The 14,615-nt window shown below is 38.5% G+C and carries 16 protein-coding genes and 1 pseudogene; 2 read left to right on the top strand and 15 right to left on the bottom strand.

The genetic code is table 11. The annotated features are described in order from the left end of the window. Positions 1 to 150: 150 nt before the first annotated feature. From BM137_RS00780 to BM137_RS00745, 8 genes are all read right to left on the bottom strand, one after another. A complete protein-coding gene (locus BM137_RS00780; RefSeq protein ID WP_092479205.1) occupies positions 151 to 1,290 on the bottom strand; it encodes a DUF1648 domain-containing protein in 1,140 nt (379 codons plus the stop codon). Between the two features lies 1 nt (position 1,291). Then, positions 1,292 to 1,678 (bottom strand): GntR family transcriptional regulator, encoded by a 387-nt coding sequence (locus BM137_RS00775; RefSeq protein WP_092479203.1) that lies wholly within the window; start codon positions 1,676 to 1,678, stop codon positions 1,292 to 1,294. A gap of 112 nt (positions 1,679 to 1,790) precedes the next feature. Next, complete coding sequence (locus BM137_RS00770) at positions 1,791 to 2,318, bottom strand: GNAT family N-acetyltransferase (RefSeq protein ID WP_092479201.1); 528 nt, start codon at positions 2,316 to 2,318, stop codon at positions 1,791 to 1,793. 279 nt (positions 2,319 to 2,597) lie between these two features. Continuing rightward, complete coding sequence (truA, locus tag BM137_RS00765) at positions 2,598 to 3,341, bottom strand: tRNA pseudouridine(38-40) synthase TruA (protein WP_092479199.1); 744 nt, start codon at positions 3,339 to 3,341, stop codon at positions 2,598 to 2,600. A 106-nt stretch (positions 3,342 to 3,447) separates the two neighbouring features. Then, positions 3,448 to 3,993, bottom strand: coding sequence for a GNAT family N-acetyltransferase (locus BM137_RS00760; protein WP_092479197.1), 546 nt, complete (start codon positions 3,991 to 3,993; stop codon positions 3,448 to 3,450). A gap of 3 nt (positions 3,994 to 3,996) precedes the next feature. Beyond that, entirely contained in the window at positions 3,997 to 4,470 is a 474-nt protein-coding gene (gene tsaE / locus BM137_RS00755; RefSeq protein ID WP_092479195.1) for a tRNA (adenosine(37)-N6)-threonylcarbamoyltransferase complex ATPase subunit type 1 TsaE, read from the bottom strand. Positions 4,471 to 4,641: 171 nt separating this feature from the next. Beyond that, on the bottom strand, positions 4,642 to 5,616 hold the full coding sequence (pta, locus tag BM137_RS00750; RefSeq protein ID WP_092479194.1) for a phosphate acetyltransferase: 975 nt from the start codon (positions 5,614 to 5,616) through the stop codon (positions 4,642 to 4,644). Positions 5,617 to 5,752: 136 nt separating this feature from the next. Further along, positions 5,753 to 6,448: a uracil-DNA glycosylase gene (locus tag BM137_RS00745; RefSeq protein WP_092479192.1), complete on the bottom strand. Its 696-nt coding sequence runs from the start codon at positions 6,446 to 6,448 to the stop codon at positions 5,753 to 5,755. 151 nt (positions 6,449 to 6,599) lie between these two features. On the opposite strand from BM137_RS00745, the gene BM137_RS00740 reads away from it, so the two are divergent. Next, complete coding sequence (locus BM137_RS00740) at positions 6,600 to 7,490, top strand: Cof-type HAD-IIB family hydrolase (RefSeq protein WP_092479190.1); 891 nt, start codon at positions 6,600 to 6,602, stop codon at positions 7,488 to 7,490. Positions 7,491 to 7,598: 108 nt separating this feature from the next. Here BM137_RS00740 and BM137_RS11335 read toward each other — a convergent pair. The 5 genes and pseudogenes from BM137_RS11335 to BM137_RS00715 all read right to left on the bottom strand — a co-directional run. Beyond that, positions 7,599 to 8,111 (bottom strand): annotated as a pseudogene (locus tag BM137_RS11335) (Gfo/Idh/MocA family protein); the annotation flags it as partial. Positions 8,112 to 8,123: 12 nt separating this feature from the next. Continuing rightward, positions 8,124 to 8,681, bottom strand: coding sequence for a Gfo/Idh/MocA family protein (locus BM137_RS11330; RefSeq protein ID WP_244887616.1), 558 nt, complete (start codon positions 8,679 to 8,681; stop codon positions 8,124 to 8,126). Between the two features lie 235 nt (positions 8,682 to 8,916). Next, positions 8,917 to 9,783 carry a sugar phosphate isomerase/epimerase family protein gene (locus tag BM137_RS00725; RefSeq protein ID WP_092479187.1) on the bottom strand — a complete coding sequence of 289 codons (867 nt, stop codon included), beginning with the start codon at positions 9,781 to 9,783 and terminating at the stop codon, positions 8,917 to 8,919. After that, a complete protein-coding gene (locus tag BM137_RS00720) occupies positions 9,728 to 10,798 on the bottom strand; it encodes a Gfo/Idh/MocA family protein (RefSeq protein ID WP_092479184.1) in 1,071 nt (356 codons plus the stop codon). Before BM137_RS00720 ends, BM137_RS00725 begins: the two co-directional genes overlap by 56 nt. A gap of 30 nt (positions 10,799 to 10,828) precedes the next feature. After that, on the bottom strand, positions 10,829 to 12,022 hold the full coding sequence (locus BM137_RS00715) for a Gfo/Idh/MocA family protein (RefSeq protein ID WP_092479182.1): 1,194 nt from the start codon (positions 12,020 to 12,022) through the stop codon (positions 10,829 to 10,831). A gap of 363 nt (positions 12,023 to 12,385) precedes the next feature. Here BM137_RS00715 and BM137_RS00710 point away from each other — a divergent pair, with 363 nt between their 5' ends. After that, a complete protein-coding gene (locus BM137_RS00710; RefSeq protein ID WP_092479180.1) occupies positions 12,386 to 12,550 on the top strand; it encodes a YvrJ family protein in 165 nt (54 codons plus the stop codon). Positions 12,551 to 12,774: 224 nt separating this feature from the next. On the opposite strand, the gene BM137_RS00705 is transcribed toward BM137_RS00710, so the two are convergent. Both BM137_RS00705 and BM137_RS00700 read right to left on the bottom strand, forming a co-directional pair. Continuing rightward, positions 12,775 to 14,130: a PFL family protein gene (locus tag BM137_RS00705; protein ID WP_092479178.1), complete on the bottom strand. Its 1,356-nt coding sequence runs from the start codon at positions 14,128 to 14,130 to the stop codon at positions 12,775 to 12,777. Between the two features lie 14 nt (positions 14,131 to 14,144). Further along, positions 14,145 to 14,414 carry an ACT domain-containing protein gene (locus BM137_RS00700; protein WP_092479176.1) on the bottom strand — a complete coding sequence of 90 codons (270 nt, stop codon included), beginning with the start codon at positions 14,412 to 14,414 and terminating at the stop codon, positions 14,145 to 14,147. Positions 14,415 to 14,615 lie beyond the last annotated feature (201 nt).

Genomic DNA, 14,615 nt, shown 5'->3' with positions numbered 1-14,615 from the left:
CATTTATTATAACTTTTTTTAATTCTTAAATACAAAAAACAACACTTATAAAAAGTAAAAGATTTACTAAACCAATTGAATCCATATAACCAAAAAAGCATTCACCGCGCGGTCGCAATGAATGCTCTAAGGTAAAACCTCGTATAAATCTTATTCCATAAGCAATGGAATAACTCCAAGAAAAATACAAAAAAGTACTAATCCAGTAATACAAGCCCAAGATTGCCATCTCGCCAAGTTGATTGTACTGCCGATACCGAATCTTTTTTCTACAAAAATAGACGGATCATCTGGATTATAATAAAAGACGCCTAATTTCCAATACTTTTCTTCATCTACTTCTGTCACTTCTTCTACCGGCTCGTCTATTTCCGAAAAGACCAGCTTTTCTCCGCCTTGCCCATATTTCCATGTTAAGAATGAGCTATAACCCACAATACCGAAGATGAATAGGCCAATCAATAGTCCCATCCATCCAAAAGCCATATCTTCCGCGAAAAACAGAGAAAAGAAATTCGTCGATGTCAATAACAATTGTGTAGCTATTGAGGTTACTAAAAAGTTGATGGACCAAGCTCGACGAAACTTTTTGCTTTGATAGCTCGTGATTTGAGGATAATTTGCTAGTAATTTTTGTTTTGATTTGATAAAAGCATAATGGCTGAAAGCTAAAACTGGTATCATCAACAATTGCATTGTAGGCATCATCATAACTGATAATGGCGACTTTTCTACTGACCGATCCGGAATATTTTGACTATTCCAATGAATTGGGAATTGATTTGGAATCCGATCATAAAAGAACCCTATTACAGCAACCGATATCAAGACGATTACTAATTGGACAATGACTATGGTTCGAGTAGAAACGGCGTTAAGGTCTCTATGATAGTTGGTATCCACCACAATACGTTCTTTTTTAATTTCTACAATAATCTGCTCTTCTTTTTTCCACAGTTGGATAGCTTTTCTGTTTTTCAGATACAATACAAAAGTTAGTACAAAAAACACCAACATAGCACCTATTACATAGACACCACTCCACATGTCTTGTGCAGTTTGATCTTCAAAATTGGAAAAGAACACAATAGGTATAGATAAAAGAATACTCAGCAGAACATTTTGGATGAAAAATCTTTTCTTTCGCATTTGAATAAACGAATCTTGTTGGTGAGAACTTGGAACGGTTATCCCAAAGGGTGTCCCTCTCCTGCTATAGTAAGGAGTCAATCCGTTGACAAAACCTAAAATCAGAAAAATACCTATCATTATACTATAAAATAGCCACATGTTATTTCACCTCACCTTTCAATTGCTTTTTGATATCCGTCAACCATTCTTCAATCAGTTGTTCAGACACACCATAAATTTCCGCATCGATTTGGACTTGTGACAACTTTTCCAACATCGCTTGTTTCACATTATCATGCGGCTTCATAGTAGCTCTATCTTGAATAAAATACCCTCTTTTGCTTTTGATCAGCATGCCTTCATCTACTAACAGGTTGTATGCTTTGTTTACAGTATGCATATTGATTCCCAAGTCGCTTGCCAGACTTCGAACACTCGGCAATCCATCCTCTACTGATTGTCGATCCAGAATAATATTTTTTTTGATCTGATACATCAATTGCGTGTAGATAGGTGTTTCATCATGAGGATTGATTTCGATAATCATTTTTCATCACCCTTCCACTTGTTATATAATAAGTATAACAAAGATTAAGAAATAGTCAATAAAAAACAAAAAACTCTTACGCTTTAATTTTCAGCGTAAGAGTTCTCTACATCTAATTCATCAAATCTAACCCATAATAGATATGATCATGTCTGTTTCCATTGAATACGGCTACTTTAGGCATACGTCCCCATTGACAGAATCCATGTTTCAAAAGCATATTTTCGCTTCCTTGATTTCCTTCTACGATCATTGCAATGATCTGTTCGTATCCTATCTCTATAGCTTGATTGATTGTATGACTGACCAGAAGAGATCCGATTCCTTGTTTGCGGTACTGTTTATTTACGTAGTAACTGATCTCAGTTACTTTTTCTACCGCTCTTCTTCCAGCTCGATAAGCACTTAAATGGCTGTATCCTGCAATATCTCCATCCACTTCATAGACAAACAATGGATATTCACTGGATTGATGCGATTCAAACCAAGGAACTCTTTCTTCTGTCGTGAATAGATCAATGTCGCAAGTAATTCCGCCTAACGAAACAGCGTCATTATAAATTCTTACTATGTCTGGTAAATCTGAAAGAGCAGCTTTGCGAATACCAGTTTTTGGCATAATATAGGTTACGTTTAACAATTTTAATTCTCCTTTTTTGTGACTTTCGTCAACCTATCTTCTACTCGCAAGTCCAATTCGAACCATCTAGTCTGTCTACTCTATAGGATCAAGTTTTTGGTTATGTAGTTCCCTTCATCTTTGCGGCAAATCAAATTATATACGGTAAAAGACTAAGAAACAATCCTTTTTTTCATAAAATTTTTGTCATTTTTTTGTACAAAAAAACTCTCTCTATTAAAGAGAGAGTACGGAAATCTTTATAGCATGTTGGTTACAGAAAGAGCAGTAAAACTAGTATTATTTAGTGTAATAAACTTCTTCTAAGAACAATCCTTGAGCGGGCACTGTCTCGCCAGCTTGGCTTCTGACGCCGCTTTTAAAGATGGTATCTATATATTCCGATTCCATCACTCCGGCTCCAATGTCCAAAAGAGTTCCCATAATAATTCTGACCATTTTATGCAAAAAACCATTTCCCGTGAAGGTAAAGCGGATGATGTTGCCTTCTCTTTGAATCTTGATTTCGTCAATCGTTCTGACAGTTGATTTTTTAGACTTCTTAAGAGAAGAAAAACCGATAAAGTCATGTGTACCTATCAGTTTTTCGCACGCTTCATTCATCTTATCGATATCTAGTTTATCTGGATACTGATAGCTGTAATTACGCTCAAATGCCGATGGGATCGTATTATTCCATATGCGATAACTGTAAGTCTTTCCAACCGCATTATATCGTGCGTGAAATCTTTCAGGTACTTCTTCTAGTTTCTTTACGACAATATCCTGTGGTAGATAACGATTAAGATAGTCCAGCATGTCTGTAAAAGCCATAGTCGAATCTGTCTTAAAATTAGCTATCTGTCCCTTAGCATGTGTCCCCGAATCCGTACGTCCTGATCCGATGATCTCCACTTTCGTTCCTGTCATGTTTGTTAAGATGTTTTCTATTTTCCCTTGAATCGTTTTATCTGAATTACTCAGTCTTTGCCAGCCTAAGTATCTGCCGCCATCGTACTCGATCTTCATTTTAATATTTTTCATGTTATCCCTCTTATCATCTGTATCTGCATTGCCTAATGTTTATACCTCAGTGATGCACAGTAGCTTGCAGTAAATCTTTGCTTTTTTCTTTTGCTAAAACCAAGTCTTATGTACGACTAGTTTCGTCTATTTCACCAATCATCATACTCATCAAGCAAACATCTAAATACTCTCCATTGTCTCTTACTCCGCGCGGCATAATAGCTTCTAATTGAAATCCTAATTTTTCATACAAATGACGAGCCTTTTTATTTCTGGCTTGTACAGTCAGTTCCAGACGTTTGAGTTTTGACTGCTCATTTGCCCAGTAAATCAATTCTTCCATCATCGTCGTTCCTAATCCAAAGCCCCAATACTCTTTTGCAATCACAATTCCTACTTCCCCGATATGCTTCAGTTTTGGACTTGAAGAACCATGGATAGAAGCCGTACCCACGATTTTCCCGTCGATCAAGGCTACCAGCAAAACGTTATTATCCGACTCATACAGTTTGGCCAATTGTTCTTGTTCTTCTTCTACTGTAATGCCTGGGCCTTCTTCTCCCATCGTCATATACCCGGTTTCAAGAGCTGTGCTGCTTAAATGGGCTAAGATGCCTTCCGCGTCTTTTGGAACAGCTTCTCTGATGACCACATCTACTTTTTCTCCCATACACTATTCTCCTTCTAGTTGTTTCCACTCTTCAATCAAAGCTTCATAGCGTTCACCTTTTGGGATAAAAGTGATTTTACGTTCCATCAGCTCTTCCCCTACTGGTTTTAGTTGGACTTCTAAATGCTGTTCTGGAATATCTTCAGGGATAAACGTGGCCCATTCAATCACAGAGACGCCTTCTCCTTCAAAATATTCTTCTAAACCTAGATCTGTACCACCAGTTTCTTCTAAACGATAAACATCCATGTGGTAAAGAGGCACTCGTCCCTCATCATATTCGCGAATCAATGTATAGGTAGGGCTTTTGATGACTCTTTTAATGCCCAATCCTTCAGCTAATCCTTTAGTGAAGGTTGTTTTTCCAGCACCTAGATTTCCTTCCAGCAATACAACATCCCCAGCATTCAACAGTTTTGCTAAGCTTGCTGCGATGTTTTTCGTTTCTTGTTCGTCTTTTGCGTAAAATGTCAGCATCAAACTCACCTTTCTTTAGACAAGTATTTATGGATTATTTTAACATTGATTCCAAAAGAAGTCTTTTACTTTCGAAAAACGAACCCGATTGAATTCAAAATCAGCCCATAAAAAAAGACGCTCCTAAGAGCGCCTTTTTAGTCTGTCCATTTTAAAGTGAACAACAGCAGATTATAGAGCTTGGTTAGCTGTGATGATCGCTGTTTTGTAAACATCTTCTTCGTTACATCCACGAGAAAGATCAGAGATTGGTTTATTTAGTCCTTGCAAGATTGGTCCAATAGCTTCAAAGTTTCCAAAACGTTGAGCGATCTTGTAACCGATGTTTCCTGATTGCAATTCTGGGAATACGAATACTGAAGCTTCTCCAGCAACGTTTGAACCTGGTGCTTTTTGATCTGCTACAGATTTAACGAAAGCTGCATCAAATTGCATCTCTCCATCGATTTCGTATTGTGGAGCCAGTTCTTTAGCGATTCTTGTTGCTTCAGCTACTTTTGTAACTTCTTCAGCTTTAGCAGAACCTTTAGTTGAGAAGCTCAACAAAGCTACTTTAGGATCGATATCGAACATTTCCGCCGTTTTAGCGCTTTCAACAGCGATCTCAGCTAACTCTTGTGCAGAAGGGTTCACGTTGATTGCACAGTCAGAGAACAAGTATTTTTCTTGTCCACGGCCACGCATCATGATAAACGCACCACTTGTACGGCTAACGCCTGGTTTAGTTTTGATGATTTGCAATGCTGGACGAACAGTGTCTCCAGTTGAGTGAACAGCTCCACTTACAAGAGCGTCTACTTTGTCCATATGAGTCAACATTGTTCCGAAGTAGTTTTCGTCTTTCAAGATTTCGCGAGCTTGTTCCTCAGTTGCTTTTCCTTTACGACGTTCTACAAAGGCTGCTACCATTTCTTCCATTTCGCCATAGCTGCTTGGATCGATGATCTCGATATTTTCAACATCAAATCCATGATCTTTAGCCGATTGTTTGATTTCCTCAACGTTTCCTAAAAGTACTGGGTGTACTAGGTTTTCAGCTTGTAAACGTACAACTGCTCCTAAAATACGAGGTTCAGTTCCTTCTGGAAAAACCACGCGCACATTTTTTCCTAAAACTTTGGATTTTAAACTTTCAAATAGTTCCAATCTAATTCCCTCCAACATCGTTTTATACTACAGTTTCTATGATACTACTATATCACGAAAAAATACAGTTGTTTCAACTATCTTTTATACTTATTACACAAATAACTTTTATTTATAGGATAAAACTATTACAGTTTCACGGTGTCGTTTCTTTTGCTGCAACAGGCAATTTCCAATTGATCGGTTCCTGTCCGCTTTGTATCAAAGCTTCGTTCGTTTTAGAAAACGGTTTAGTTCCAAAAAAACCTCTTCTGGCGGATAAAGGACTTGGATGCGGCGATGTTAAAACAATGTGTTTCGTCTCATCAATCAACGTTCTTTTTTTGATAGAAGGATTTCCCCATAAAATAAACACAATCGGCTCTTCTCGTTCATTCAGCTTTTGAATCACAAAATCAGTCAACGCTTCCCAACCTTTTCCTTTGTGAGAATGAGACAGACCTTCTCTAACAGTCAGTACAGTATTCAGCAACAATACTCCTTCCTCTGCCCAAGATTTTAAATACCCATGATCTACAGGTGGATACCCCAAGTCGGATTCCAATTCTTTATAGATGTTTTTTAACGAAGGCGGTACTTTTACCCCCGGTTTTACAGAAAAGCTCAGTCCGTGTGCTTGGTTTTCTCGAATGTAAGGGTCTTGTCCCAAAATGACAGCTTTGACTTTGCTGTAAGGCGTCCATTCGAATGCTTGCCAGATATTTTCTTTTTCTGGGTAAATAGTCTCTGTTTCGTATTCTTTTTTTAAAAATTCTCTCAATTGTTGGTAACTAGTAGTCTCACTAGCTTCTTTTAAAATAGGTGCCCAATCGTTTTCAACTGGAATCGTCACATTTATTCCTCTTTTCTATCTCTATTATCCTGTCTTTATCCTACAAGAGTTGTTTTTCTTTCACAAGAAATAACCCCTCCTTATTTTAATGTGCTATTTTGACTTTGTCATGCTAAACTGGAAGTAATCAAACAATTCTGGAGGCTGGAAAATGGTAAAATTGATCGTATCGGATATGGATGGAACATTGCTGAATGAAAAGATGCAGATTTCGATAGCAAATGCTTCAGCAATTCGCGAAGCAGAAAAAAGAGGGATTCCTTTTGTAGTAGCTACTGGACGTGGATACACGGAAGCTAAACCTTTATTGGAAGAAGTTGAATTGAACTGTCCGATCATAACCTTAAATGGTGCTCAAGTTTATGATGAACATGGAACGATTTTAAAAACGGCTGGCATCGACAAAGCTACAGCTCGTAAAATCCTGACAATTATCAGAGAGAACAATTTGTATTGTGAGATCACTACCGGTAAAGGAATCTTTTCAGACAATAGAGCAAAACGTATCGAGTCTGTTGCTTCTTTGCTTTTTGAAACGAACCCTGATACTACCTATAAAATGGCTGTCGTATTAGCTGCAGCTCGTTTGGAGATCATGAATATCCATTACATCGATAATTATGATAAATTGATTGAAGATGAGACGATAGATGTCTTGAAAATTATTGCATTCAGTCAAGATGGTGCAAAAACACTAAATCCTATTTCAGCTGAATTAAATATGATTGGTGATCTGGCCATCACTTCTTCTTTTGAGAATAATATCGAGATCAACCATATTGAAGCTCAAAAAGGCATTGCGGTTCGCGAGCTGGCTGATAGAATGGATATCGATTTGGAAGATGTGATGACGTTTGGGGATAACATCAATGACTTATCTATGTTGGAAATCACTGGATACAGTTTCGCTATGGAAAATGGCGCAGAAGAAGCAAAACGAGTAGCAAGGTACTTGACATCTTCTAACAGCGAAAATGGAGTTGCAGAAGGTATATCATTGATTTTCAATGACCGTTTAGAAGAGAAGTTGAACGTGAATTAAGTAAAAAACTTATTTACTACACATCTTATTAGTTCTACGTCAATAAAAATCTATCATTTAAAATACAAAAAGAGTTAGACGAGGCATTCTCGTCCAACTCTTTTTTTGTTATATGCTAGATTGGATAACCATAGCTTGTTCTTGAGCTTTTAAGCAAAGTTCTTGTGCTTTAAAGATGTGTTCTTGAGTCATTGCATGTTCCGTACGATTGATGCAGTCTTTAATCATTTCACCAAAGAATGGGAATCCTACTTCTCCAGCTAAAGAGTAATGCTTTTCTCCTTCAGCTGTTACCAAGTATAAATGATCTCCTGTTTCTTCACGCGCCACATCAATATATTTGCGGACCTCAATTGTCCCTTTTGTCCCGGTAATGAACACACGTCCATCTCCCCAGGTATTCAAGCCGTCTGGAGTGAACCAATCTACTTTAAAGGTAAATGTAGCTCCATTCGCTCCGATCAGCGTAGCGTCCCCATAATCTTCTAATTCTGGAGTGTCAGGGTTTGCGTAATTACCAACTTTACTGTGCAGTATTTCTGCATCTTCATTTCCGCTAAAGTATAAGAATTGTTCGATTTGGTGACTGCCGATATCGCATAGAATACCGCCGTATTGTTCTTTATTGAAGAACTAATCTGGACGTTTTTCTTTGACTAAGCGGTGCGGACCAAATCCAGTTACTTGGATCACCTCTCCAATAGCACCATCTTTGATCAATTGACCAGCAAATACAGCACCTTCTACGTGCAATCTTTCACTGAAATAGATCCAGAATTTTTGTCCCGTTTCAGCAACGACACGTTTGGTTTCTTCTAATTGATCCAAAGTCGTAAACGCTGTTTTATCGGTAAAATAGTCTTTTCCGGCTTTCATCACTTGGTTTCCAAGTTCACTACGTTTATTTGGAATAGCCGCTGCTGCTACCAAATGAATATCTGAATCTTCTAAAATTTGTTCCAATGATTGCGCTACTTGTGCTTGCGGAAATTGTTCTCTATAAGCAGCCACTTTCTCTGCATCTGGATCGTATACCCATTTTAAAGTAGCACCTGCTTCAAGTAGTCCGTTAGTCATCCCATTAATGTGCCCATGATCTAAAGCCGCTACCGCAAAATTGAATTCGCCTTCTTTTACAACTCTATTTACTTTTCCTTTTGGAGCATGATTCATTCCATCATTATTAGCCATAATTTCGTCTTCCCTTCTTTCGTTCTTCATCAATATAAAAGAGGAGAGTGGGAAAAAAGGCGCTTAGCCCCATGACCATCCACGAATCATGCTCGGATGGTCATCGACCACCCGAGCATGATTCGTGGATGGTCGTCGGGGCTGCCTTTTTGAGCACGTTTACGAATCCACTACTCGTAAATATGCAACATATGAAAATTATTTTCCAGCTTCTCCTCTATGTGTTTTTGAATGATTAAAATAAGTCTGCATATCCTGCTTCTTTTAAATAGTCGCAAGAATCTGCTAAACAATCAAACGGATCGCGTCCATACTGCTCGTCTTGTTCTACCAGCAAATAACGAGCTCCACTGGCGATACTTTGTTCGATGATCGCTGGCAAGTCCAATGTTCCTTGTCCTAATTCAGCAAATTGGATATTGTTAGTGAATGCATTCATGAAGTCTCCTCCATTGCCTTTCAATAACTCATCTACTGCTTCTTGAGGAACTGGAACGATTCGGTAATCTTTCAAATGAACCAAGTCCACTTTCCCAGCATATTCTTTCAATACTTCTACAGGATTGCGTCCTCCACGCTGCACCCAGTGAACATCTAATTCAAAGCCCAACAATGGAGCTTCATCGCGAATGATATCCAATAAATAGCGTCCATCGTATTTAACAAATTCTATGTGGTGGTTGTGGTAGTATAATTTGATGCCGTGTTCTTTCATCTTTTCTGCTACTGCATTTGCTTCATGACAAAATTCTACTACTTTATCCAATGAAGCCATCGCTTCAAACGGCAGCATACCGATACGGACAATATCTGTATTCAATGTCTTGCAGTCTTCAATGATCTTGTCTAAATGAGTAGACAATGATTCTTGTCCTTCCATCATAGGTTTTAATCCTGCTGATAAAGAAGCGATCTCCATATCGAATTCTTTTGAAGCTCGTTTGATTTCTGCTACATTTTCCGGAGTCATTTCTACTTGAGAAATTTCCACTGCATTATAGCCTAACTCACTTACTCTTTTTAACGTTTCATAAGGGCCTAGTTCGCTAAATTGTTTCTTCAGCGTATACCCTTGTGCTCCGATTTTTACTTGTTGTGCCATGTAAAAGCTCCTCTCTTTTCACGCGTTGTGCGTTTCCCATATCTTTAGAAGAACGGTCCATCATTTCAATCATTTCCATTGAAGGAACAACTTCTCTGATATGAACATAGTCTTCTGTATGATTTAAAATACTTCTATAGAATCGCTCTATCAAGATTCGGTGTCCCATTCCATAATAGAATTTCGATCCTGGAATCCGGTCGTCTTCTTCGATGACTTCTTTTCTTCCATTTTCATTCGTAAAGTATAAACGGCTGTCTTTGATCGTAAATTTTTCTTTTTCTGTAATGACTTGCAATTCGACGGACGAATTTTCTGTATAGGCATTGGTTGCATGAAAGAAAGCTTTCACGCCTGATTGGAACGTGAATGTCGCACTAGCTGTGTCCTCTACTTCAATATCGTAGTCCGTCAAGTTAGATAAAGTAGCCTTGCAGCTCTCTAATTTGCCGCCAATGAGTTGAATCAAGTCCAGTGTATGAATCGACTGATTGATGATAGATCCATATCCAGCTTCTGCTTTTCGTCCGCGCCATGGCTTAGAAGTGTAGTAGCTTTCTGGTCTGAACCAAGTGACTAATCCTTTAATAGAAGTGATTTCACCAACATCTTCGTTTTGAAGGATTTCAACTAGCTTCATAAAGCTTTTATTGTAGCGGTTTTGGAAGCTCACACATATTTTACGATCTGTACTTTCAGCTAATTCGAGCTGTTTTAAAGACTCCTCGTAGTTGATAGCAATAGGTTTCTCTAAATAAACATGAGCTCCGTATTTCACACACAATTCCGTTGCCGACTGATGCAAATAATGCGGCAGACAGATGTGTACGACATCCAGTTTCATCTTTTGCAGCATCGATTCCATATCGCTGAAAAAAGGAAACTCCGTCCATTCGCTTTTTCTATCCGGATCACTATCACATACGGCAACCAGCTCTCCACATTCACTAGCATTGATTGCATTTACATGTACACCCGAAACTTCTCCTAATCCGATTAAACCAACCCTTAACATAGTTATTCGCTCCTTGTCATTGCGGCTTCTTTAGTCAACAGAATTCCTTACAGAAGACTTTCTTTCAGAAAATCTCCCTTCTTCACGAATACGTTTGTTTAATTCTTCTAAATACAATTCTTCGTCTAGATTTTCTAAACTAACTTCTTGGCCTGTCCAGCTTGAAAGATGGATTGCATTTGCTAAGCGAACTCCTTTGATTCCATCAGAACCAGGTGCCAATAAAGGAGTACCATCCAAAATGTTTGCTGCAAAGTTTTCCAATACGCCTGAATGTTGTTCGCCCCATGGACTATCAAATTCAATGACTTCTTGGCTGTATAGTTCTTCTACGTTCATTTGACCCATGAATAATTTTTTCACGTCTTCCATATCCATGCTGTCGCTTAATTCACGTTCTGGCTTTTTCAAACGGCTGACAGTTGCTGTTTTACTTCCGTCTACTACGATTTTCCCTTGGTCTCCCAAGATTTCAAAACGGTCAGTACCAATAATGTCATGAGTTGCTGTTACAAAAGTTCCAGTCGCTCCATCACCATAATCGACTACTGCAGTAACTTCATCTTCAACTACGATGTCACGTCTGAATCCATAGGCTACTTTAGAGTAAACAGATTCTGGAACACCGCAAATCCATTGCCATAAGTCTAATTGGTGAGGTGCTTGATTGACTAAAACTCCTCCACCTTCTCCGCCCCATGTTGCTCTCCATTCACTTTGATCGTAGTAAGGTTGAGGTCTCCACCAGTTTGTAATGATCCAGTTCGTACGACGAATTTTTCCGATCTCGCCATTGTCTACAATCTCTTTGATTTTTTTGTATAAAGGATTGTTTCGTTGGTTGAACATAATTCCAAATGTCAATTCTGGTTTAGATGCTGCATATTCATTTAATTCTTTCACTTGTTTTGTATATACCCCTGCAGGTTTTTCAACCAATGCATGAATATCGCGTTTCAAAGCTTCAATTCCCATTTCAGGGTGAAGGTAATGCGGAACAGTAGTGATAATAGCATCCACTTTTCCACTTTCCATCATTTCAATATAATCTTCATAGAAAGGAACTCCTGGATAATCTGTATTTGCAATAGCTTCTTTACTTGTGTCGATGTCGCAAATAGCCCCAATTTCCATACTTGGTACCATGCCGTCTTTGATAAATTTAGCATACATACTTCCTTGAGCTCCAAGTCCAATAATGCCAAGTCTAACTTTTTTTGTCATGTTAACTTCACCTGTCCTTAAATTTTTATTGTTTAAGTACTTAGCCACCTTATTGCTTAAATCTTGCCTATTCAAATAATGATTTTATAACCGCTTTCATTGCTGGAAGATTAAAAGTCTTTATTTCTTTAAAGGTTCATAGAAATAAGACAGGTAGATTTTGTTACGCAATCGGTTTCTATTAACGCTCTTTTAGTATAACGCTTCCACCAAGTTATTTCATTGTCTCTCCATGTGCAGTTAACCACTTAAAATTGACCGAAACCGCTTTCTGGTTTAAAAACGCGTATAATCTAAGGTGACAGTTTTTTATTTCAAACGTTATTCCATTAGAGATAAGTCTATTTTGAAAGGAGTGAGTGCATGGGAACAGAAATACAGTGGTGGACTTCTGTAATAGAATTGATCAGTAATGTTGGTTTTCCAATTTTTATTTCATTGATTTTATTGCAACGCATGGAAACCAAACTGGATGACGTGGTAAAAGCACTGCACGATTTGAGTACCGTCATCAAATCAGCTGCATAGTCACTTGTTTCTAAGCAAAAAGGCAGCTTATCCTTATCGGGTAAGCTGTCTTTTTATGGGTTTGTCGTTTAAAGCCAAAACGTTTTTCTCCACGCTCTTGGTCTTAAACGCGCTAAAAAAAAGCAACTCACACTGCCAAAATCACTTTAAGGATGTTAGGTAGAAAGAACCTAACAATCCTTAAAGTGATTTTGTTCGGTGAGCTAAACGCTTTTTTTAGCGCTCTAATTTTTGAATGAGTGTAGTGGTGCTGGGATTCTTCCGCCTCTTTGGATGAAGTCTTCTGATCCGAATGGGTTTACGGCCATTACTGGGGCTGTTCCTAATAGTCCGCCTAGTTCAACTCGGTCTCCTACTTTTGTTCCTGGTGCTGGGATAATACGCACAGCTGTCGTTTTATGATTAGAAACTCCAATAGCTGCCTCGTCTGCAATGATAGCAGATATCGTAGTGGCTGAAGTTTCTCCTGGTACAGCTACCATGTCTAATCCAACGGAACAAATAGCGGTCATAGCTTCTAATTTTTCGATGTTCAAAGCACCGATCTCTACCGCTTCAATCATCCCTTCATCTTCTGAGACAGGAATGAAAGCTCCCGACAGACCGCCTACATGACCACAAGCCATCACGCCGCCTTTTTTCACCGCATCGTTCAACAACGCTAAAGCAGCTGTTGTCCCATGAGTTCCTACTCTCTCCAGTCCCATTTCTTCTAAAATACGACCAACAGAATCTCCTATTGCAGGTGTAGGCGCTAAAGACAAGTCCACGATACCAAATGGAACATTCAATCGTTCAGAAACTACTTGCCCTACCAATTGCCCCATTCTTGTAATTTTAAAAGCTGTTTTCTTCACTGTTTCAGCCAAAATATCGAATGGTTCCCCTTTTACTTTCTCCAAAGCTTTCTTTACAACGCCCGGTCCGCTGATTCCGACACTTACTACACAATCAGCTTCTCCAACTCCATGATAAGCGCCGGCCATAAATGGATTATCATCTACTGAATTAGCAAAAACGACTAGTTTTGCACAACCTAATCCTTGAGTATCCTCAGTCAATTCAGCCGTTTCTTTAATGATCTCTCCCATATCTCGCACTGCATCCATATTGATTCCGGCTTTCGTAGAACCAATATTAACAGAAGAACAAACTCTTTCTGTTTCTGCTAAGGCTCTTGGGATAGAGCGAAGTAAAATTTCATCTCCTTTATGATAGCCTTTTTCAACCAACGCTGAAAATCCGCCGATAAAGTTGACGCCTACTTCTTTTGCTGCTGCATCAAGGGTTTTAGCATACGCAACATAATCGCTGTCAGATGAAGCCCCCGCGATGAGTGAAATAGGAGTGACTGAGATCCGTTTGTTGATGATCGGAACTCCATATTCCATTTCGATTTCTTCTCCTACTTTCACCAAATTTTTTGCTTTGGTGGTGATTTTATCGTAGATTTTTTGACGAGCTTTTTCTCCGTCTGCATCAATGCAATCCAATAATGAAATCCCCATCGTTATTGTACGAATATCCAAATTTTCTTCTTCAATCATGCGAACCGTTTCGACTATGTTTGTGATTTCCATTTTGTGTACTCCTTTTATAACGTGTGCATAGCATCAAAGATTTCTTGACGTTGGATGCGCACCTTTATTTCCAACTCTTCTCCTACAGCAGCAAGCTCTTCTTTTACTTGACTGAACTCTAATTCACTATAGGACAAATCACACAATACCATCATGGTAAAGTAGCCTTCCATAATCGTTTGTGAAATATCGTTGATGTTAATGTTCAAGTCACTCAATTTTTTACTGACTCCTGCGACGATCCCTACTCTGTCTTTTCCGATAACTGTGACGATAGCTTTCATAACTGATTCCTCCTGAATAATCCGTTTTTTGTATCTTAGTCCAGTTTACCATTTTATACGTTAAAGTTCTGTTACTTTATCATTTCGCAAATCAAACAATAGTAATAGTCAGGTATTCGATTTTTCTTCTTTTTTTGGTATAATAAGTATGGTATAGAATAGTCGTTATTTCTTAAACGATAAAGGTATAAGTGTTGCTTA

The sequence above is a fragment of the Desemzia incerta genome, from assembly GCF_900115825.1.
Classification (GTDB): Bacteria; Bacillota; Bacilli; order Lactobacillales; family Carnobacteriaceae; genus Desemzia; species Desemzia incerta.
Note: the sequence above shows the minus strand (reverse complement) of the source record. Positions and strands in the feature narration are given on the sequence as shown.